Genomic DNA, 22,250 nt, shown 5'->3' on the forward strand with positions numbered 1-22,250 from the left:
GGAGATATCCAGCTCAGATCAATTTGAGTTTATGCTTTCTCCCGATCTGGACAAAACCCTGGGACAATACACAAGTTCTGTTTCCACTGTACAGGAATACTACACCTATAACTCGGATACCTGGAAAATGGTCATGCAACCCTATCTGATCGAAAACTATAATCTTTTACCGATCCAGGCATTTTGGTTAGTTATCGACATGCCAGATTCGGCAACCTCTGCCGATTTTCAGAGTGTTGTGGCGGACCCTGCCTTCCGCAATATCTGCTCTGCCATTTATGGAGATGTAGCTGCATATATTTGGGATCTATCTGAAAACCTAGCCATGATTACCGAGCTGATTACCAGCCTGGAAACTGACTATCCTATGGTAATGAGCTCGATAAATGAAAATTAATTCAAAAACAATGAGATAGAGGCCGTTAGAGCGAAAAATTATACGTATTTTGCTTCTCTAACCTTCAAAACTCTTTTCGTTATGAAAAAGCTACTTTTTGTTTTCTTCGCCCTGGCAACCATGCAGTTGTCGGCTCAATCCCTTAACCAATTAAAAGCAACTGCCGCTTCTTCGGTGGACACTTCTTCAATGGTTAATCAATTGGCAGCTGACCAGGTAAAAGTTCTGGGGAAGAAACTGAATTTGTCTGAGGCTCAGTCCAAACAAGTTTCCGACTTGGTGGTACAGCAACTCAATTCTCCTAAAATGCAGGATATGCTGGCCAAATATGGTCCTGAAAAACTGATGGGCTCTGGTGGTACATCAGCTGTCACGGGACTACTCATGAAAAACGGCGGCTTTACAAATGGTATGGTCGATATACTGGATGAAGATCAGATGGGCACAATGAAAAGCATGTATAAAAAGATGCAATAGCTTTAGCTGCTCAAAATATTAAGGTGGTCCTGGGACCACCTTTTTTTATACCCGATTCTGAAGTAAATCTGTAACTTTAGTAAAAGCTCATTAAAATGATCATGTCCAATTATACCCTGATAAGAAGTTTCCTGATCGCTTTAGTCTTGATCATAATGAATGGTTGTGACCAACCTAGGGAGGCAGAATCTGTCAGTATGCCTGTGGGAGAAACTCCACAGGTCTTACCAGATGATCCTTTTATTGTTGTTTTGGGAACTATCCAGGATGCCGGATCACCACAGATAGGCTGCAATGCGGCCTGTTGCCGTGACCTCTTTGCCGATCCGGATGTGGAAAGGATGCGGACCTCCCTGGGTTTGATCGATCCTAACTCCGGTAGGTCATATCTGTTCGAAGCGACCCCGGATATTGGAAGCCAGCTTCATTTGTTGCAGAAATACAGCAAACTCCGCTCACCCTTACCCGATGGAATCTTCCTGACACATGCTCATATCGGACACTATTCCGGACTTCAATTCTTAGGCAAGGAGGCCATTAATGCGACAGAGACTCGGGTTTACGGAATGCCCAGGATGATCCAATACCTGAACAACAACGGACCCTGGGAACAATTGGTCACCAACAACAATATTCAACTCCAACCCATACTATCGGATAGTACCTTGATCTTGTCCCAGAATCTGACCGTAACACCACTGCTGGTCCCACACCGGGATGAATATTCCGAGACCGTTGGCTATATGATCTCAGGGCCAGAAAAAACTGCCTTGTTTATTCCGGACATCGACAAATGGGATCGATGGGAACGCTCTATTGTGGACCTGATCAAAGAGGTTGATATTGCCTTCCTGGACGCCACCTTTTATCACGGGGACGAAATACAGGTAAGAGATATTAGTCAGATTCCTCACCCCTTTATCGAGGAAAGTATGGAGTTGTTCAAGGGCCTCTCCGCCGAGGATAAGTCAAAAGTCAATTTCATCCACTTCAATCATACCAATCCGGTCCTAAACCTAAATTCCATCCAATATCAAACTGTTTTGGGGAATGGTTTCTCTATTGCTCAACTAAACGATGTAACTCCACTTTAACCTTAGATCACCCGTAGGACTTTGACAATAGGCCGGAAAAGTGGAAATTAGTAGTCAAATCCAATTTATTTTGAATTCACTTCGCGATCAGATTCGAGATCTGGAAAAAAGCTCTTCCAGACTGGAACCAAATACCGATAAAAGGGACAAATATCTCCAGCAGGTCCACCAGTACGCAAATTCGTTCATCGAAGAATTGGACCACACCCCAACATTTAGTGCAGCGGCCTCCGAAATGGAAGATCTTGGGCCCATAGACCAACAGATCAACCTGCAACAATTGTTGTCCATATACAAGAAGAAAGTGGCGACTAAAGGAATCAATCCGGCCTCAGGAGGGCATTTGGGCTATATCCCTGGAGGCGGAATTTACCTTTCTGCGGTAGGTGATTATTTAGCGGATATCACCAACGAATACTCAGGTATACATTACGCCTCACCCGGAGCGGTTAATATTGAAAATCAGCTGATCGACTGGATGAAATCCATTTTTGGTTTTCCGGAGAGCGCCATTGGCAACCTGGCCTCTGGCGGGTCCATTGCCAACCTGATCGCACTGACTGCAGCCAGAGATAGACACAAAATTAAAGGGGAGAAGATCGAACGATCGGTGATCTATCTGAGCCCACAAGTGCACCACTGCATCAACAAAGCCCTAAGAATAATCGGACTGGAAGATATCCACATCTCATATATTGATCTGGACGACAATCACCGCATGGACCCAAATGATCTAAGCGAGAAGATCGAAGAGGATAAGACAAAAGGCTTAAATCCCTTTTTGGTCATTGCCTCAGCTGGCACCACCGATACGGGTGCGATCGATCCGCTGGACAACATGGCCGATCTTGCAAAAAAGCACAAGCTTTGGTTTCATGTGGATGGCGCATACGGTGGCTTCTTTATCCTCTGCGATTCCAAAAAAGAGCAATTTCAAGGAATTGAAAAGGCGGACTCCATTGTGATCGATCCGCATAAAAGTCTCTTTCTGCCTTATGGTTTAGGCGCCGTTCTGGTGAAAGACAAAGAAGCCGTTTACCATTCCAATCATTATACGGCCAATTATATGCAGGACGCCCGAAGTGCCGCCAGCCCGGTAAACCCTGCAGATGTGTCCCCCGAGCTAACCAAGCATTTCCGAGGACTACGGCTGTGGTTACCATTGAAGATCCATGGGATCGAACCCTTTGTGGCTTGCCTTGAAGAGAAACTGCTGCTCACGCAGTATTTTCGCGAAAAGTTGGGGCAAATGGGCTTCCAACTGGGCCCCGAACCGGATCTGTCCGTCAGTTATTTCTGGTATCCCGCAAAAGGAGATCAGAACCAATTCAACCGGGATCTGCTCAAGGCCATCCACCAAGATGGTCGAGTCTTTCTCAGTTCCACAATGATCGGGGATCGTTTCGTGATCCGGATGGCTATACTAGCTTTCAGAACCAAATTGGAAACCATAGACCTGGCCCTGGAGATGATCCATGATTGCTTGAGTGCGATTAAAGCAAAATGATAATTGGTGAGCAGGGGTCCGTTCGGTCAATGTTTCAGGCCTGATTAGCATCCAAACTATTTTAACATTCCCTTTGACTATCAACATCTTACGATTTGTACCTTTTAATGGGATTTTAGAGTATGAATAGACCACGTTTACGGGAAGAGATCAGGCCATTGCTGATCGTCTATTTGGTCAACTGGCTATTCTGGTTTCTGCTGATCACCTTGCGAATGGTCACACGCGGTGGCAGTTTTGAACGGGGCGTAGAGCAATTTGCAGACCTCTTGGTCTATTCGTCCTTTCTCATTGGCATCCATATCTTCTTTGCCCTCTTCTACACCATCTTTTTGATCGTTCGTTATTTTATTCGAGTTGGGAGAAAACTTGGACTTAGGCCCATGATCAGACAATTAGTGCTTAGACTCTTTCTCCCGGTCGGCCTGATTGCGATGACTTACTCGCTCTTAGTAAAGGCTAATGCGAGCGAAGACTTCAATGCGCCATTAGGACCGGAAACCTTGAATCTGACCGGAAAAGTGAAGGACCTTTACCAAGAAGATCAAAAGCAGAGGGGCATGACCCTCTTCGGATGGCGAGAGATCAACGATACCGCTATCGATAAATTGGTGGAACATCACGTGGAATGGCTGGCTCTGGTGCCGTTTATGTATCAGCAGAACCCAGACAAGGGAGAAGTATATCGCCGGGATCAATACGATTCGTTTACCGGTGGAGATTCCATCTTCATTCGCTATATCGATCATCTGCATCAGCGAGGCATCAAAGTTCAATTCAAACCCCATCTTTGGATGGGAGAAGGGTGGAGATCGGACATAGAACAACCGGATCGAGAGAGTTGGGAAAAATGGTTCGATTCCTATGAAAGGCATATGCTGCATTACGCACAATTGGCACAGGCCTCTGGAGCTGATCTTTTCTGCATTGGCACCGAACTACACACGGCCGTCATCAATAACCCGGAACGATGGCGAGAGCTGATCGTCAAAATACGGGAGATCTATTCAGGGCCATTGACCTATGCGGCCAATTGGTATGAAGAATTCGAAGATGTTCAATTCTGGGACGAATTGGATTTTATTGGCATACAGGCCTATTTCCCCCTGACCAAAAAACCGAGCCCGGACCTCGCGAGCATCAAGGAGGGCTGGCAACCTCATCTTGACAAGCTCCAAGCCTTATCCGAGCGTTATTCCAAAAAGATCTTATTTACGGAGATCGGCTATAAGAGTGAAGCCTCCGCAACGGTCAAACCATGGGAATGGGAACCTGCCTTAAGTCAGCTCACCCGCAAAAAATCGGATGAAACACAGCATTTGGCCTACCAGGCTGTCTTTGAAGAGATCTGGGATCAACCTTGGTTTACTGGCATGTATATCTGGCAATGGGACATTCGCTCCAAGGCTGAGAACGCAACCACCGACCTGGATTTTTCTCCCAGGTATAAGGCCGCTTCTTTTACAATATCTAAGGGTTACGGAGACTAGGGGATGAGTGCTTATTCCTCTTCTCCTTTGCTGTTGTAGCGTCGCTCCAACTCGGCCTGGAATTCTTCCATGACGGGTTTTACAGTACTTTCTGGCAGATCTGCAATCCGAATATACATCAATCCGTCCACGGCGTTGTTAAACATCGGATCCACATTGAAGGCAACCACTTTGGCGTTCTGTTTGATGTACTTCTTTATGAGTACAGGAAGTCGCAGGCTTCCGGGTTCCACCTCATCGATCAATTTGTCAAACTTGTTCAGATCGGCCTCACTTTCATCAAAGAAAAAGTCCTTATCGGCATCCTTTAATTTGACCTTGTACTCCTTTTTAGGGTGGACGTATTGGGCCACATATGGATCGTAGTAGTTGGACTTCATGAACTCGATCATCAGGGATTTCGAGAATTCGGAGAATTTGTTGCTGATACTGACTCCGCCGATCAGGAAACGATGTTCAGGGTGACGCAAAGTGGTATGTACGATCCCCTTCCATAGCAAGAACAACGGCATGGGTCGTTGTTGATATTCCTTGATGATAAAAGCCCGGCCCATCTCGATGGATTTGCTCATCATATCATAGAGTTCCGGCTCAAAACGGAAGAGGCTCTGCAGGTAAAAACCGTCTATCCCGTAGTTGGAGAATATATGGGACCCCAAGCCCATTCGGTAGGCCCCCACCATAATCTTGGCATCATCATCCCAAAGAAACATATGATGATAATAGGCGTCGTAATCATCCAGGTCCGTAGCCTGGTTAGTTCCCTCTCCTACTTCCCGGAAAGTGATCTCCCGTAGACGACCGATCTCTTGCAAGATACTCGGGATCTCGGTGGCCGGAGCCAGATAGACCTCATATGCCTTACTCTTCAGCAGCCGTTTCCCGGATTCCTTAAGAGCATCGATCTCCGATTGCATCAACTCCACCGGAACAGGACCTGCGATCTTCTTGGGAAGTTTAGGGATCTTTAAGGTCTTGGGGATGGACTCGATCAAGGTCTTCTTCTCGAACGGGTTGGCAAGCACATATGTCTTTTTGCGCAGAAAGTCCGTGAAGTCATCCAGATCCTGGTGTTCCCGCTGATCCCGGACCGGTATAGGCAAGCCAATACGCACCTTGATCACCCGCTCTTTTTGAGTCAGTAATTCAGAGGGTAGTTTTGCCGTTCTTAGCGTATCATTGAATCTGGCCAAGCGATAGAACAACTTGCTGTTCTTGGCGTGAAAATAGATTGGAACCACGGGTACTTCAGCCTTTTTGATCAGCTTCATGGCGGCCACCTCCCAAGGTTTATCCACCAACAGTTTATCGTCCCGGTAGGTAGACACTTCACCGGCTGGGAATATCCCCAATGGATGACCTTCCTTGATGTGCATAAGGGCAGACTTAAAGCCCATCATACTGCTTTTTACATCCTTGTGATTCTCAAAAGGATTAACCGGCATCACATACGGCTTGAGCGGTTCGATGCGATGCAATAAAAAATTGGCTATGATCTTAAAATCAGGACGCTTTTCCAGCAGTAATTTCAGCAGTAGTATGCCATCTATACCACCAAGCGGGTGGTTGGAAATGGTGATAAAAGGACCGTTCTTAGGTATTCGCCTCAGGTCTTCGTCCGGGATCTCAAATCGAATTTCGAACTCATCCAGGAGCGCATTCATGAATTCGAGATCTTCCAGGTGTTTGTTCCTGTTGTAGATCCGATTCATGGTATCGATCTTGAGGATCTTCATCAGAGTCCAACCCATGGCCGTTCCCAGGAAGCCAAACCGATCGACTTTAATAGCCTGTGCTACTTCTTTGGCCGTGACGAGTCCCATGAATGAGGTTGGTTAAGCGAAAAACAAATATAGGGAAACGGAGTAAATAGCTACGTTACTCGTTTACAACCAATTGGACAGTCTCTGCTGTCTCTTGCTTAAGAAGGACCTCTTTTTCTCGGGTAAGGGACTGAATTTCAACCGGGGTAGAATGCCTAACGGTATATAAGGTCACTCCAAAATAACAAGTCACTTTGAACTTCTCCCTCAATTTATTAAGTAGGGGTTCCAGTTTGTTGTATTTGTTATCGATACATACCGAAAAACTGATGGCAGAATTCTGTATCATTTCTACCTTCATCTTATATCGATGTAAAAGATTGAAGACTTCGCTGAAGTTATCCTCCATCATAAAGCTAAAATCCAGGGACGATAAGGAAATCAAGACCTGGTCTTTTTTCAATATAAAACAAGAGGTCATGGGGTCCAGGGTCACACCTTTCCCAACGCAGGTCCCATCACCTGAAGGATCGACAAAAGATTTGACATAAAGCGGAATCTCCTTGCGCTGCAAGGGCTGCAGTGTCTTTGGGTGGATGACAGAAGCCCCGTAGAAGGCCAATTCGATCGCCTCCCTATAGGAGATGTGATTCAACAGACGGGTATTAGAAAAATAACGGGGATCCGCATTCAATACCCCGGGAACATCTTTCCATATGGTAACCGAATGCGCATTTAAGCAATAGGCAAAAATTGCAGCCGTGTAATCACTTCCCTCTCTGCCTAGAGTAGTGGTGAAATTATTTTGCCGCTCTGATCCCAGGAACCCTTGGGTGATCGTGATCCCTTTGGAAGAGACATCAGCTTGAATGGACTTCTGGGTCAATTCCCAATCTACTCTGGCCGAGCGATAATAGTCGTCAGTGTGTAAACATCCTCTTACATCCAGCCAGGTATTCTTCACACCGTTCTCGGACAAATAGGCTGAAATGATTGCTGTTGATATGAGCTCACCAAAACAAACGATCTGATCGTAGACAAAAGCATGATTTGAGGACTTATTGGTGAGGAAAAAGGCCCGCAACTCTTCAATACGCTGTTGTAATAAACCGTAGATCTCATGGGATGGAATCTCAAAGAGATCATCCAGGATGACCTTGTGGTAATCGTAGATTGTGGCCATCGATGCCTCCAGGCTCTCCTTGTCATTAAAGTAGTGGTCCACCACCTTTTCCAGGGCGTTGGTCATTTTGCCCATGGCCGAGACCACTATCACCAGGTCTTTGTGTGGATTCGTATCCAAGACCCTGGCCAGGTTTCTTACTCCATCGGCATCTTTTACGGATGCCCCTCCAAATTTATAGACGTTCATTCGATCCTCTTGATAAAGTTTTCCAGGGACTGCTCGTCCATCTGGGCCAAGTACCAATCTTTCAATATAGTTGCTCCACTGCGCTCATAGAACTTAAGTGCCCCATAGTTCCAATCCAGCACCACCCACTCTACTCGCTTTACACCCTGCTCATGTCCGTACTTCATAACCGCTGTGTAGAGCGCTTCGCCTATGCCTTTACCACGGTAGTCTTCCTTTACGATCAGGTCTTCTAAATGCAGGGTTCGACCTTTCCAGGTAGAAAACCGGAAATAGACCAATGCCATCCCGACGATTTGATCATCGTTCTCGGCAACGAAACAATGAAATAAGGGTTGGTCTGAGAATCCTTCTTTTACCAGGTCCTCCGTACTGATATCCACGGCATCGGGCTCCTTTTCAAATCGGGCCAATTCACGGATCAGTTCCAACACCTGGGGCATGTCTTCCTGAAGGGCTATTCTCACTTGCATAACCGAGTGGTTTTGATGGGCAAATATCGGTGGTATTTCTTAAAAATGACGATATTTGCCCCAAATTCCACACCCGTCCTAAACCATGCCACAAAAGAACACCACCCTGGGCGAATTCATCATCGAGAACCAGAGTGAATTCAAGTATTCCTCGGGAGAATTGTCCCGCTTGATCAATTCTATCAGACTAGCCGCCAAGGTTGTTAATCACGAAGTTAATAAGGCCGGCTTGGTCGATATTCTTGGTGCTGCCGGAGATACCAACATCCAGGGCGAAGACCAACAAAAATTGGACGTCTTTGCCAACGAGGCCTTTATCAAGACACTGACCAACAGGGAGATCGTTTGTGGGATCGCATCAGAGGAAGAAGATGACTACATCACCATTGTTGGTCGTAACAAAAAGAACGATAACAAATACGTGGTGCTGATCGATCCTTTGGATGGATCGTCCAACATAGACGTGAATGTCTCCGTCGGAACCATCTTTTCCATCTACAGAAGGGTTACAGAACCAGGGACCCCTGTTACGCTGGATGATTTTCTCCAACCGGGAAGAAATCAGGTGGCAGCTGGATACATCATTTATGGGACCTCGACCATGATCGTTTATACCACCGGTCACGGGGTGAACGGTTTTACCCTGAACCCGGCAATCGGGACTTATTATCTATCACACCCCAATATGAAATTCCCTGAAACCGGGAAGATCTATTCGGTTAACGAAGGGAATTATGTTCATTTCCCTCAGGGGATCAAGAATTATATCAAATATTGCCAGGAGGAGGAAGATGATCGCCCATACACCTCCCGATACATTGGGTCATTGGTCAGTGATTTCCATCGGAATATGATCAAAGGAGGAATCTACATCTATCCCAACACGGCCAAGGATCCGAACGGAAAACTAAGACTGCTCTACGAATGCAATCCTATGGCCTTCCTTGCAGAACAAGCAGGCGGAAAAGCCAGTGACGGAATTACGGCAATTATGGACATTCAGCCCACTACCTTGCACCAGCGTACACCATTCCTATGCGGCAGTATCCGCATGGTGGAAAAAGCGGAAGAATTCGTTAAGGAATTTGGAAGCGAACTGACCTAAGCGCGTTCCAAAAGATATTTGTACTCGTCCAGGCTGATCTCGCCATTAAAAATGTCGATAGATCGCTTGATGATCCGATCCGCGTGCTCTTCTGTAAAACCAAGGGCAATGGCATAACGACGGATCAATTTGAGTTCTTCTTCGGCGATCTCCTTATCGATGAGCATCATTTTGAACAGATCCATCAAACGCTCCAGCCTTTTGTCCGCAGAGTTGGTTGGCATAATGGGGTACTTTGAAGGATCTTTGACGATCTTGTTGTAGTCAACCTCCTCGATGTTCAATCTTCTGGCGAAGATCTTTAATAACTGCTCCTCCTTTTTTGTAACAACACCATCCTCCGCGGCCAGGGTGACCATAGAGGCAAAGTGAGCCAGGTTTCTCTTGTGTGTTCCGCTGTAAAAAAGATCGGTAAATGACATAGGTTAAATTTAGATGACAAAAATACGATTTGTCCTTCATCCAATACTGACAACTATCAGAAAAAATCGGTCAATAGAGGACTTTTTTGACATCATATAAGTCTAAATTTCCTACTTTTAGTTACAAATAATCAACTTGAAAAAACGACTTCAGATCGGTAATTTGATCGCCCTTGTGGTGGTGATAGCCGTCAACTATCTGTCCAATACCGGTATGATCGCCAACCAGACCATTGGCGAGGTATCAGATCAACTTAATAATTCGTTTACTCCGGCAGGTTATACCTTCTCAATTTGGGGTCTTATTTATCTGCTTCTGATCGGATTTGCTGTCTACCAGGCCAAAGGTCTTTGGAACAAATCTGCAGACGATTCTTTTGTCAATGAAATTGGTTGGTGGTTTATGATATCCTGCCTGGCTAACTGTATTTGGATTGTCTGCTGGCTAAATCTGTGGGTGGGATGGTCCCTGATCGCTATGCTGATTTTGTTGATCAGTCTGCTTGCTATTGTATTGAAGAATCGAATGGAACTTTGGGATGCTCCAAATCCTGTGATCTTCTTTCTGTGGTGGCCCTTTGTCATCTACAGTGGCTGGATCACCGTTGCAACCGTCGCAAATGTAGCGGCTTACCTAACCTGGACCAATTGGGATGGTTGGGGTCTGGACGAGTCCACCTGGACGGTTATCATGATCGGTATTGCCGGATTGATCAACCTGGTGGTTACCTGGCTTAGAAATATGAGAGAGTTTGCCCTGGTGGGAGCATGGGCCCTGTTTGGAATAGCCGCTGCAAATGCTGCAACCAATCCGGGCATTCAGCGAACGGCTATTATAACTGGAATTATTTTGTTGCTCAGTAGCACAACCCATGCCCTGATCAATTGGAAAACAAGCCCGCTCTATCGCATGATCAGACCAAAAAAATGATGAAGTGTCAAGCCGATCTTTTCGACCTACCCGGTGATGAGGTATATCTGAACGGCGCCTATATGTCGCCTCAGCTGCGGTCAGTTACTCAAGTGGGAGCCCAGCAGCTCAGTAGAAAGGGTAGTCCCAGTGGAATATCGATCGATGATTTCTTTCAACCCAAAAAAGAGCTCAGAACATTATTCAATGAGTTGATCCATGGTGAGGATGAGAGCAATGTGGCCATAATCCCTTCGGTTTCTTATGCCATGGCCAATGTCGCGGCTAATATTGACTTTAAGGAAGGTGACGAGATCGTCCTGCTCCATGAACAATTCCCCAGCAACTACTATACGTGGGAGAATCTGGTTAGATCAAAGGAGGTGAAACTGGTTATTGTTCCCGATCCCAAGATCGAAAAAGGAAGAGGAGAAAGATGGAACCAGCAACTGCTTGCAGCAATTAATGCGAATACCAAAGTAGTGGCTGTCCCTCAGGTTCATTGGGCCGATGGAACGCTCTTCGATTTGGCCGCGATCCGCAAACGAGCCGATGAGTTTGGAGCCTATTTGATAGTAGATGGGACCCAGAGTGTGGGGGCTTATCCCTTCTCTGTAGAAGAGATCAGGCCGGATGCGCTTATCTGTGCCGGTTACAAATGGCTAATGGGGCCCTACTCCATTGGTTTGGCCTATTTCGGACCGAGATTTCATCAAGGAAAGCCAATAGAAGACAACTGGATGAACCACCAGGGTAGTGAAGATTTTGCCAGGCTGGTTCACTACAATCCTGAATTGAAGAAAGGCGGAGTTCGCTACGACGTTGGGGAATCCAGCAATTTCATACTGGTGCCCATGCTTATTCGGGCACTTAAACAACTATTGGAGTGGACCCCGGAAGCTATCCAGGATTACACACATCGCATCACTTCTGATGCATTGGAAGCATTGAATCAATTGGATGTATTCGTCGAAGAGGTCTCCTTCAGATCGTCTCATCTGTTCGGTATCTATTTGCCCCAGCATATGGCTATGGAGACCGTCAGGGAACAACTAAAGATTGCCGGAATCTACGTCTCCTATCGTGGAAATGCGGTCCGTGTCTCGCCTGGAGTATACAACACCCAAGAAGACCTTACTTTGCTGGTCAATTGCTTTAAAAATTTCTAGGGGCTTTTATATCTTTGCCGGGCTATGAGCAAAGCCCAGGTTTCTTCGCTCTATTCCAAGTCTTCGCCTTTGCGAAAACTAGGGGATGCTATTGCCAATTCCCAAGGAAAGATAACAGCAGCCGGCCTGACCGGTTCCTCCCGCTCTTGGGTAATTACCGAGCTTTTTAAACAGGCCGAAAGGCCATTTCTCTTCATCCTCAACAATAAAGAGGAGGCTGCCTATCACCTCAACGATCTGGAACAATTATTAGGAGAGGAACGAGTATTGTTCTATCCAGGTAGTTACCGACGGCCATATCAGATCGAGGAAACGGATAACGCCAACGTCTTGTTGCGAAGCGAAGTATTGAACCGCTTGAACTCCCGGCGGAAGCCGGTGGTGATAGTCACTTATCCCGAAGCCCTTTTCGAACAGGTGGTCACCCGTAGAGAGTTGGAGCGAAACACATTGAAACTGGGGGTTGGCAACGAACTGTCCATCGATTTTATCAACGAGGTCCTTTTTGAATACCGCTTCAAACGGGTCGATTTTGTGACAGAACCGGGCGAGTTCTCTGTCCGAGGTGGGATAGTGGATGTCTTTTCATTTAGCCACGACCAACCCTATCGGATCGAATTCTTTGGGGACGAAATAGACAGCATCAGGACCTTCGATGTAGAGACTCAGCTTTCCACGGATCCAGTCAAGAAGATCTCCATTATGCCGAATGTGGAGAATAAATTGGTGGAAGAAAAACGAGAGAGTTTTTTATCCTACATCGGCTCTAAGACGGTAATCTTTCTTAAACAGCAAGAGCTTCTGCTTTCTGCCATTGGCAAATTATACGCCAAAGCTGAGACCGCCTTCCAGGAACTGGATGGTGAGGTGATTCAAGCGGATCCTTCAGAACTTTTTTGCACCCCTGAGCTGATCCGTCAACAACTGGAGAACTACCCCTGTGTTCATTTACCGGAGACCGCTACCGATGCGGATGTCGTTTTCCGAACGCGCCCACAGCCCTCGTTCAACAAGCAGTTCGACCTGCTGATCCAGCAACTAAACGAGAATACAGCCGATGGGATCACCAACCTCATTTTCTGTTCTACGGTACAACAGGCCAATCGGTTCCGGGACATTTTTGACGATGCCCAATTACAAGTTGACCAATACGAAACAGTGGTGCTTTCCATCTACCAGGGGTTTGTGGATTATGACCTGCGCATCGCTTGCTATACGGACCACCAGATCTTTGAGCGCTATCATAAATTCCACCTGAAGAATGGTTATGCCAAAAAACAGGCCATTACCCTAAAAGAACTTTCCCACCTAGAGGTAGGCGATTATGTGACCCATATCGATCATGGGATCGGGAAATTTGGCGGCCTGCAGAAGATCGAAGTGGAAGGAAAGATGCAGGAGGCCATCAAACTGATCTACGGAGAACGGGACATACTTTACCTGAGTATACATTCCCTGCATAAGATCAGTAAGTATAACGGCAAGGACGGAACGGTTCCTAAGATCTATAAACTAGGGAGCCAGGCCTGGAAGAAACTAAAACAAAAGACCAAAAAGCGGGTCAAGGAGATCGCCTTCTCGCTGATCGAGCTATACGCCAAGAGGCGGATGCAAAAGGGCTTTCAATACGATCCGGACTCTTATCTCCAACTGGAGTTGGAGTCTTCCTTTATGTACGAGGACACTCCGGACCAGGAAAAGGCCACCGCGGATTTTAAACGCGATATGGAAAGTGAGCGACCCATGGACCGCCTGATCTGTGGGGATGTTGGATTTGGGAAGACAGAGATTGCTATCCGGGCTGCCTTCAAAGCGGTGGATAATGGCAAACAGGTTGCCATTTTGGTGCCAACCACCATCCTGGCCTTCCAGCATTTCCAGACCTTTACTAAGCGCATGGCCGAGATGCCAGTGAACATAGATTACCTAAATCGCTTTAGAACCGCCAAGCAGAAACGTGAAATTCTTGAAAATCTGAAGAGCGGCAAATTGGACATTGTCATAGGGACCCATCAACTAGTGAACCCAGCAGTTCAATTCAAAGACTTGGGATTATTGATCATTGACGAAGAACAAAAATTTGGTGTAGCGGTCAAGGAGAAATTAAAGACCCTGCGCGCCAACATAGATACCCTAACTCTTACGGCAACACCTATCCCAAGGACGTTGCAATTCAGCCTGATGGCTGCCCGGGATCTTTCGGTAATCAACACTCCTCCACCTAACCGCTACCCCGTAGAGACCCAGGTAGTCCGCTTTTCTGAGGGCCTGATCCGGGATGCCATAGCCTACGAGATCTCCCGTGGAGGCCAGGTGTTTTTTGTACACAACCGGATCGAGAATATCAAGGAAGTAGCCGGCATGATACAACGTCTTTTACCTGATGTCAAGATCGGGATCGGTCACGGTCAGATGGAAGGCAAGAAGCTGGAGCAACTCATGCTGAAGTTCATGAACAATGAGTTTGACGTGCTGGTGTCAACCACCATTATCGAAAGTGGTTTGGACGTACCCAACGCCAATACCATTTTCATCAACAACGCTAACAATTTTGGTCTGGCAGATCTCCACCAGATGAGGGGCCGCGTAGGTCGTAGCAATAAGAAGGCTTTCTGTTATTTCATCACTCCTCCCTATTCCGCCATGACGGAGGAAGCCCGAAAAAGAATACAAGCCCTGGAACAATTCACCGATCTGGGAAGCGGCTTCAATATCGCCATGAAGGATCTGGAGATTAGGGGGCCGGAGATCTTTTGGGAGGCGAACAGAGCGGTTTCATCAATGAGATCGGATTTGAGACCTATCAAAAGATCCTTTCCGAAGCCATAGACGAATTGAAGGAAAAAGAATTCAAGGATCTTTACACCGGTACCGAACACGAGCCTAAGACGCATCTGAAAGAAACGGTTATCGACACAGATTTCGAACTGCTTTTCCCGGACGATTATATCAACAATATTACCGAACGCCTGGACCTGTACAACAGATTGAGCTCGCTAAAGACCGAAGAGGAGTTGAACCAGTTCGAAACCGAATTGGTCGATCGTTTCGGCCCGCTACCTGAGCAAGCTGAGGATCTGCTGATCAGTGTTCGCATCAAATGGAAAGCCATCAGTCTTGGTTTGGAAAGAGTTGTTATGAAGAAAGGACGACTGGTTGGATATTTTATAAAGGATCAGGAAAGTTCTTTCTACCAAGGCGAAACCTTTGGCCGTATTCTAAAGCAGGTACAGCAGCAACCAAATTGGGGATCCCTCAAAGAAAAACAAACCAGGCAGGGACTAAGACTCCTTCTCCGATTAGAAAATATCGATAGCGTAGAACAAGCCCTGGAACGACTTCAAGCTGTTTAGAAATGGTAGAAGGCGGCCGGATAATGGTCCAGTTTTATCTGCTTTTTATTGATCAGTACTGCGATCACATCAAACCGAACCTCAGTCTCTAATACACCATTACAGACATAGTGATCTGCGGCTTTTACCAGCTGATTTATCTTCGACCTGTTGACAAATTCCTGGGGGCCCCCAAAGGCAGAACTATTCCTGGTCTTTACTTCTACCACTACCAAGGTGGACGGTTCTTTTTGAGCGATGATGTCGATCTCGGCCCTGTCGTATCTATAATTTCTTTTCAGTATGGTATAACCTTGTTCCAACAGGAAGTTAGCCGCGTATTCCTCTCCTTGTTTCCCTAACTCATTGTGGTAGGCCATGAATACAATATAGTTCATGGGCATCTCTTCCCTACTATATCAGCAAGACTGGTACAGTCTATTCAAGAATGAAGTGTCTGGTTTTAAGAAAATCGATCTGATCAAAAGGTGAGCTCAAAGGAATCGCTCGCAACTTCCAGACTAGCTTGCCCCCCCATGATCATCGCCTGATTATCCCTAATATGACCCGCTGGAAAATCAAAACAGACCGGATAGTCATATTCTTTGACGGCATCCCAAACGATCTCTTTGGCAGACTTGCCAAAGGGAATGGTATTGTCTTTCATATCGCTCATACCGCCTACGATCAATGCCTTCAAATTATCCAGCATTCCATTGCGTTTGATGTTCATCATCATGCGGTCCACATGGTAGAGATATTCGTCCAGATCTTCAATAAATAGGATCTTCCCGCTGGTATCGATCGCGGTTTTACTACCACAAAGAGAATATAGAATAGAAAGATTCCCCCCAACCAGTGTGCCCCGAGCGGAACCGGGACGATTGGCAAAAGTGGATTTGGAGGCAATGCTCAACGATTGCCCAAAAAGTGAACGTTTTGCCGTAGAGCGGGTTGCCTCAGATTTAGTATCGATCTCCGTCGCCATATTGGCGTGGAGGGTCTTGATCCCCAAATTGTGGATCTCACTGTGCAAGACGGTTACATCACTGTAGCCGATCAACCACTTCGGATTTTCAGCAAAACCGCTGAAATCGACCTTGTCCACTACCCTAACAGTGCCATATCCGCCCCTGGCGCACCATATCGCTTTAATATTTTGATTATCAAGCATTTGCTGCAGGTCCTTGGCCCTCAGTTCATCATCGCCGGCATATTGATTATCCTCGGCATTGATGGTCATTCCTAAGACGGGCTGCAATTCCCACTGTTCCAAAAGATCCAAAAGTGGTTTTACTTGGGAGGTGGTGATCTTTCGGGCCGTAGAGACCAAACCGACGGCATCACCGGGTTGTAAAAAAGGGGTGTGATCATGAAAAAAACATTGATGGGTGAATTTAAGAAAATAAACCCTTTGTGTTAAAAGACAGTCTTATCAGCAAGAAAACAGGAATTTATGCTTACATTTTATTCCCCTAAATCGTTTAATTCATGGAAACAGAGCTACTTACCTCCTGTAATACAGCCTCTATAAGTCCCTATGTTCCGGATGGGAACAACTCTTGGGATGTGCAAAAAGTTCAACATGTTTTCCGAAGACTGGGATTTGGAGCAACCTTGGCCGAAGTAGATTCAGCCCTGAATCAGAGCCCAGGAGATTTTATTGACCAATTGGTGGATGACGCCATGGCTCTTCCGGTTACAACCGCTCCTCCCTGGGGATATTTTGCAGTAAACGACTTCGACGACTTTGACAATGAGAACCAGGATTTTATACAGGCCTGGAGAATTCAAACCGGAAATGATCTGGCTAGCGAGGGGTTACGCGGCAGGATGACTTTTTTCTGGTCCAATCATTTCGTTACAGAACTAGAGACATATAGTTATGCCCCTACCTTTTTCAATACTATAGGGTGCTACAGGATAATGCCTTGGGAAATTTCAAGGACTTTGTTCATGAGATAGGAATCAATTCCACCATGTTGTATTACTTGAACGGTTTCCAAAACACCAATTTCAACCCCAATGAGAACTATGCTCGAGAGCTTTTTGAGCTTTTTACACTGGGCGAAGGTAACGGCTATACCGAGACCGATATCACAGAATCCTCTCGTGCCTTAACCGGCTATAATCATTGGGACTCCCCAGGGGATCAGATCTATTTTGACCCTTCTACCTTCGACGATGGCGAAAAGACCATTTTTGGTCAAACCGGCAATTGGGGATATGGCGATGTGATCGAACTGCTGTTCCAGGAGCGCGAATTAGAGGTGGCCCGGTTTATCTGTGACAAATTATACCGGTTCTTCGTTAGTCCTGAGACGGACGAGACCATCGTCGGAAATATTATTCACCCCTTGGCTGATACGCTTATTGCCTCCTCCTTTGACCTGGCACCCATGTTGAAGCAACTCTTTAAGAGTGAGCATTTCTTTGACCAAAAGGCCATTGGTGTTGTGTTAAAAAGCCCCCTGGATGTGATCCTGACCTATGTGAACGAAACAGGTTTCTTTTACAACGATGAGATCATGGAGGCATTTCTTTACTATGCGGGACTCATGGGGCAAGAGATCTTTGACCCACCAGATGTTTCCGGATGGCAGCGGGATGAAGACTGGATCAACACCTCTACCCTTACAGCCAGATGGCAATTGATGCAGCTTTACTTGCAATATCTCTATGACAATGGTCTCCAATTTACCTTGGTGGACCTGGCGAGAGAATTGACCAATGATAGCAATGACCCCGAATACATCACACAAGTGATGGTGGATTACTTTATGTCGCAGGGCTTGCATACGGCCAACGACTATGTGGTGGCCACAGATATTTTTAAGTGGGAAGTGCCACAAAATTACTTCGACGAAGGGATCTGGAACCTGAACTGGTCTGAAGCTCCTTTGCAATGCCTGCTTTTACTGCGTCATATTGTGACCATGCCCGAATTTCAACTCAAATAGACCTACTATGTGTGATCATAAACATCTTCCGAAAAAAGAAGTGGATTCTGGCAAGGGCCACATCCACGATCAGGAGCATCATATGTGGAACCGTCGCTCCTTCATTCAGGCTTTGGGTCTGGCAGGAGCTGGGAGTATGATGCTTGCAAATGCTCAAATCACGGCCAGTAAACCTTCCCCACTCTCCGTAGCTCTGAATGAGAGTGAAACAGATCGTATCCTTGTTATCATACGTCTGAAAGGAGGAAATGATGGTTTAAACACCATAGTTCCGGTCTATGATTACGACAATTATGCCAATCTGAGGCCAACCATTCGGCACAATCAGGGTGATCTGATGATGCTTAATGCGGATTTTGGTGTGCCTGATTATATGAATAGCCTGGAAAGTATCTGGGGAGAAGGACAGATGAAGGTCATCCATGGAGTGGGTTACCCTCAGCAGAATCTTTCTCATTTCAGATCTTCGGATATCTGGGCCTCTACAGACGATATCAATAACGAGCAAACCGGTTGGTGGGGGCGCTACTTTGAGGACCTGTATCCCGATTACATCGTCAATCCACCAGAGGTTCCTCCTGCCATTCAGATCGGTAGTGTAGGAAATCTGATCTTCGAGGGTAGCGACTCCAACTACGCCTTCTCCGTAGCCAATCCAGAACAACTGGCCCTCGTGGCGGAAAGCGGTACCCTTCACGATGTCCTTGACGTACCGGATTGTGTTTACGGCGATAAGCTGTTGTTCTTAAGGTCTACAGCCAATACAACCTTTACCTATGCCGGAGTGATCAATGATGCTTACACCTCCGCTGTGAATAGCGTGGAATACGACGATGCCGAATTGTCCAACCAACTGGCCATTTGCGCCAGGATGATAAAAGGAGGTCTTGGGACCAAGGTGTACATGGTCACCCTAAATGGATTTGACACCCATGCCGAACAGCCCGAAGTCCATCAAGCACTATTGACGGACCTGGCCAATTCTATTCGAAACTTCTATACAGACCTGGAAGATATGGGCATGCAAAATGAAGTGTTATGCATGACCATCTCAGAATTTGGCAGAAGACCATATGAGAACGGGTCGACTGGCACGGACCACGGTGCTGCATCTCCGGTGATGCTCTTTGGACCAGAGTTGAACGGCAGTGGCTTTGTAGGAGATCATCCCAACATTACCCAATGGGACATGAATGATAACCTAATCCCATCTGCTGATTTCAGGGATGTGTATTCCAGTGTTCTGACCAGCTGGTTCTGTCTGGATCCTTCTGTGGTCAGTAACATATTGCTGGATCAGCAATATGAGCAACTAGACCTTGGTTTTACTTGTTCCACTCTGGACACTCCGGATATGATCTCCAGCAGCCGCCTGAAGCATGGCGGAGTTTATCGGGATGGGATCGATTATATCGAGATCGATATGCCGATTACAGCCCATATGGGCATCAAGCTCTTTGATATCATTGGAAGGGAAGTGGGCACCATTGCTAACGAATTGGTATTTGCCGGCAGGCAGTCATTTGATATCCGAAGCCGTATCAACGCCCGTTTGAGCCTGGGACAGTACGTCTATCGAATATCAACCGGAGGACAATTCTACAGCAAGAGCATCCTGCTACACTGATAGGAAAACAACTCTGGAATACACTGCTTTAGTCCGCTTGGCTGACCGCCATGGAAACCCTATTTTTGTCCTTTCCAGTAAGCATGGCGAATACAACCAAACGATATACCATTACCGCGGCTTTGCCGTATACAAATGGCCCCGTGCACATAGGTCACTTAGCCGGTGTTTATGTTCCGGCAGATATCTATGCACGATACCAGCGATTGCAGCATAAGGACGTAGCATTCGTGTGTGGTAGTGACGAACATGGTGTTCCTATTACCCTTAAGGCTAAAAAAGAAGGAATCACACCTCAGCAAGTGGTAGACAAATACCACGAGATGATCAAATCGTCTTTTCAGGAATTCGGGATATCCTTTGACAATTATTCCCGTACATCGGCAGCAATTCATCATAAGACTGCATCAGAATTCTTTAAGACCCTGTACGATCAGGGAAAATTTACCGAGGAAGTTACCCAGCAACTTTACGACCCGGAGGCAGATCAATTCCTGGCCGATCGTTTTGTCGTTGGAACCTGCCCGAAATGTGGCTATGAAGAGAGCTATGGAGACCAATGTGAGAACTGTGGTACTTCGCACAATGCCACAGATCTGATCAATCCAAGAAGTGCCATCAGCGGTGCAAAACCCATTTTAAAAGAAACAAGGCATTGGTTTCTGCCATTGGATCAGTATGAACCCTGGCTTAGAGAATGGATACTGGAAGGGCATCAGTCCGATTGGAAGACCAATGTCTATGGGCAATGTAAGTCCTGGATTGACGACGGGCTCCGGCCGAGGGCTGTTACCCGGGATCTGGACTGGGGTATCCCTGTACCGGTGGAAGGGGCCGAAGGCAAAGTCCTCTATGTTTGGTTTGATGCACCTATTGGATATATCTCTTCTACCAAAGAGTGGGCAGCCGAAAAAGGTATCGATTGGGAACCCTATTGGAAAGACGAGGATGCTCGCCTACTCCATTTTATTGGGAAAGACAATATTGTCTTTCACTGTATCATTTTCCCTTCCATGCTAAAAGCAGAAGGGTCATACATTTTGCCGGAAAATGTTCCGGCCAACGAATTCCTGAACCTAGAGGGCAATAAGATCTCCACCAGTAAGAATTGGGCGGTCTGGTTACATGAGTACCTGGAAGACTTTCCCGGTCAGCAGGATGTATTGCGTTATGTACTAACAGCAAACGCACCAGAAACCAAGGACAACGACTTTACCTGGGCCGATTTCCAAGCCAGGAACAATAACGAATTGGTTGCCATTTATGGGAACTTTATCAACCGGGTAGTCGTGCTAACCCACAAATATTACGAGGGAGAAGTACCCCAGCCTGGAGAATTGAACGGAACCGATCTGGACACTCTTCAGCAACTAAGGGAACTACCGGTCAGTATCAGCGAGTCTATTGAACGATTTCGTTTTAGGGAGGCCCAGGCTAAACTGATGGAAGTGGCCCGCTTAGGAAACAAATACCTGGCCGACGAAGAACCCTGGAAGACCATTAAAACTGATGCTAATCGGACCAAGACGGTGATGTTTGTGGCTATACAGATCGCTCGGGCACTGGCTGTACTAAGTGAACCTTTTCTACCGCATACTGCCGGTAAATTAAATTCAATTCTAGATACTTCAGACTCCCTGGAATGGAATGATGTGTGTGAGGAATCCTGGCTGGTTCAACCGGGACATCAGATCGGTAAAAGTGAACTATTATTCACCAAAGTTGAAGACCAACAAATACAAGGACAATTGGATAAACTGGAGGCGAGCAAAGCGGCCAACGAGGCTGCCAATCGAGAGGTAGAACCTCAGAAAGACACTATCTCATTTGAAGATTTCACCAAAATGGATCTTCGTGTGGGAACGATCCTGGAGGCCGATAAAATGCCCAAGACCAAGAAATTATTGGTTTTAAAGGTAGACACAGGATTAGACGTCAGAACCATTGTCTCCGGAATTGCCGAAAGCTATTCTCCAGAAGAAATAGTTGGTAAACAGGTAACCGTTTTGGTTAACCTGGCTCCTAGGAAACTGAGAGGGGTAGAAAGTCAGGGAATGATCTTGATGACCGAAGGCAACAATGGCCAATTGATGTTTGTTAATCCGGATGAGGCCGGTATTGATAACGGTAGCGGAATCAACTAATCTTCCTC

General features: G+C 46.4%; 18 protein-coding genes and 1 pseudogene. 13 read left to right on the top strand and 6 right to left on the bottom strand.

All coding sequences use genetic code 11. The features are described from left to right. Window positions 1-31: 31 nt before the first annotated feature. The 5 genes from BST85_RS10520 (at window position 32) to BST85_RS10540 (ending at window position 4,965) form a co-directional block, all read left to right on the top strand. The gene (locus tag BST85_RS10520; protein WP_181040006.1) at window positions 32-397 is read left to right on the top strand and encodes a hypothetical protein; all 366 of its coding nucleotides are present in this window, start codon (window positions 32-34) and stop codon (window positions 395-397) included. Window positions 398-478: 81 nt separating this feature from the next. After that, on the top strand, window positions 479-874 hold the full coding sequence (locus BST85_RS10525) for a hypothetical protein (RefSeq protein WP_104813202.1): 396 nt from the start codon (window positions 479-481) through the stop codon (window positions 872-874). Between the two features lie 95 nt (window positions 875-969). Continuing rightward, window positions 970-1,968: an MBL fold metallo-hydrolase gene (locus tag BST85_RS10530; protein ID WP_104813203.1), complete on the top strand. Its 999-nt coding sequence runs from the start codon at window positions 970-972 to the stop codon at window positions 1,966-1,968. 70 nt (window positions 1,969-2,038) lie between these two features. After that, window positions 2,039-3,475 (top strand): pyridoxal phosphate-dependent decarboxylase family protein, encoded by a 1,437-nt coding sequence (locus BST85_RS10535; protein WP_104813990.1) that lies wholly within the window; start codon window positions 2,039-2,041, stop codon window positions 3,473-3,475. 122 nt (window positions 3,476-3,597) lie between these two features. After that, the gene (locus BST85_RS10540; RefSeq protein ID WP_104813204.1) at window positions 3,598-4,965 is read left to right on the top strand and encodes a glycoside hydrolase family 113; all 1,368 of its coding nucleotides are present in this window, start codon (window positions 3,598-3,600) and stop codon (window positions 4,963-4,965) included. 11 nt (window positions 4,966-4,976) lie between these two features. Here the strand turns inward: BST85_RS10540 and BST85_RS10545 are convergent, their stop codons facing one another. Genes BST85_RS10545 through BST85_RS10555 form a run of 3 tightly spaced genes read right to left on the bottom strand, consistent with a single transcriptional unit; the run spans window position 4,977 to window position 8,573 of the window. Next, window positions 4,977-6,788, bottom strand: a complete 1,812-nt coding sequence (locus BST85_RS10545; RefSeq protein WP_104813205.1) for a GNAT family N-acyltransferase — start codon at window positions 6,786-6,788, stop codon at window positions 4,977-4,979. Between the two features lie 55 nt (window positions 6,789-6,843). After that, the gene (locus BST85_RS10550; RefSeq protein WP_104813206.1) at window positions 6,844-8,100 is read right to left on the bottom strand and encodes an aspartate kinase; all 1,257 of its coding nucleotides are present in this window, start codon (window positions 8,098-8,100) and stop codon (window positions 6,844-6,846) included. After that, a complete protein-coding gene (locus BST85_RS10555; protein WP_104813207.1) occupies window positions 8,097-8,573 on the bottom strand; it encodes a GNAT family N-acetyltransferase in 477 nt (158 codons plus the stop codon). Before BST85_RS10555 ends, BST85_RS10550 begins: the two co-directional genes overlap by 4 nt. A gap of 85 nt (window positions 8,574-8,658) precedes the next feature. Between BST85_RS10555 and fbp the strand changes: the two genes are divergently transcribed. Next, complete coding sequence (gene fbp, locus BST85_RS10560) at window positions 8,659-9,678, top strand: class 1 fructose-bisphosphatase (protein WP_104813208.1); 1,020 nt, start codon at window positions 8,659-8,661, stop codon at window positions 9,676-9,678. Here fbp and BST85_RS10565 read toward each other — a convergent pair. Further along, window positions 9,675-10,100 (bottom strand): hypothetical protein, encoded by a 426-nt coding sequence (locus BST85_RS10565; RefSeq protein WP_104813209.1) that lies wholly within the window; start codon window positions 10,098-10,100, stop codon window positions 9,675-9,677. The two genes, fbp and BST85_RS10565, sit on opposite strands and share 4 nt — an antisense overlap. 136 nt (window positions 10,101-10,236) lie before the next feature. Between BST85_RS10565 and BST85_RS10570 the strand changes: the two genes are divergently transcribed. The 3 genes and pseudogenes from BST85_RS10570 (at window position 10,237) to mfd (ending at window position 15,532) form a co-directional block, all read left to right on the top strand. Beyond that, on the top strand, window positions 10,237-11,031 hold the full coding sequence (locus BST85_RS10570) for a hypothetical protein (RefSeq protein WP_104813210.1): 795 nt from the start codon (window positions 10,237-10,239) through the stop codon (window positions 11,029-11,031). Further along, the gene (locus BST85_RS10575) at window positions 11,028-12,179 is read left to right on the top strand and encodes an aminotransferase class V-fold PLP-dependent enzyme (protein ID WP_104813991.1); all 1,152 of its coding nucleotides are present in this window, start codon (window positions 11,028-11,030) and stop codon (window positions 12,177-12,179) included. The genes BST85_RS10570 and BST85_RS10575 overlap by 4 nt, the downstream gene beginning before the upstream one ends. 24 nt (window positions 12,180-12,203) lie before the next feature. Next, window positions 12,204-15,532 (top strand): annotated as a pseudogene (mfd, locus tag BST85_RS10580) (transcription-repair coupling factor). Here the strand turns inward: mfd and BST85_RS10585 are convergent. Together BST85_RS10585 and BST85_RS10590 are read right to left on the bottom strand one after the other, a co-directional pair. Next, window positions 15,529-15,909 (bottom strand): YraN family protein, encoded by a 381-nt coding sequence (locus BST85_RS10585; RefSeq protein ID WP_245917682.1) that lies wholly within the window; start codon window positions 15,907-15,909, stop codon window positions 15,529-15,531. The pseudogene mfd and the gene BST85_RS10585 sit on opposite strands and share 4 nt — an antisense overlap. Window positions 15,910-15,992: 83 nt before the next feature. Further along, the gene (locus BST85_RS10590; protein ID WP_104813211.1) at window positions 15,993-16,844 is read right to left on the bottom strand and encodes a S66 peptidase family protein; all 852 of its coding nucleotides are present in this window, start codon (window positions 16,842-16,844) and stop codon (window positions 15,993-15,995) included. A 158-nt stretch (window positions 16,845-17,002) separates the two neighbouring features. On the opposite strand from BST85_RS10590, the gene BST85_RS14605 reads away from it, so the two are divergent. The 4 genes from BST85_RS14605 to metG are packed head-to-tail and all read left to right on the top strand — an operon-like array spanning window position 17,003 to window position 22,242. Continuing rightward, window positions 17,003-17,476, top strand: a complete 474-nt coding sequence (locus BST85_RS14605; protein ID WP_104813212.1) for a DUF1800 family protein — start codon at window positions 17,003-17,005, stop codon at window positions 17,474-17,476. Next, window positions 17,425-18,471, top strand: a complete 1,047-nt coding sequence (locus BST85_RS10600) for a DUF1800 domain-containing protein (RefSeq protein ID WP_104813213.1) — start codon at window positions 17,425-17,427, stop codon at window positions 18,469-18,471. The genes BST85_RS14605 and BST85_RS10600 overlap by 52 nt, the downstream gene beginning before the upstream one ends. Before the next feature lie 7 nt (window positions 18,472-18,478). Then, window positions 18,479-20,098 carry a DUF1501 domain-containing protein gene (locus BST85_RS10605; RefSeq protein ID WP_104813214.1) on the top strand — a complete coding sequence of 540 codons (1,620 nt, stop codon included), beginning with the start codon at window positions 18,479-18,481 and terminating at the stop codon, window positions 20,096-20,098. Between the two features lie 50 nt (window positions 20,099-20,148). After that, a complete protein-coding gene (gene metG / locus BST85_RS10610; protein WP_245917683.1) occupies window positions 20,149-22,242 on the top strand; it encodes a methionine--tRNA ligase in 2,094 nt (697 codons plus the stop codon). Window positions 22,243-22,250 lie beyond the last annotated feature (8 nt).

Source organism: Aureitalea marina, from assembly GCF_002943755.1.
Lineage (GTDB): Bacteria > Bacteroidota > Bacteroidia > Flavobacteriales > Flavobacteriaceae > Aureitalea > Aureitalea marina.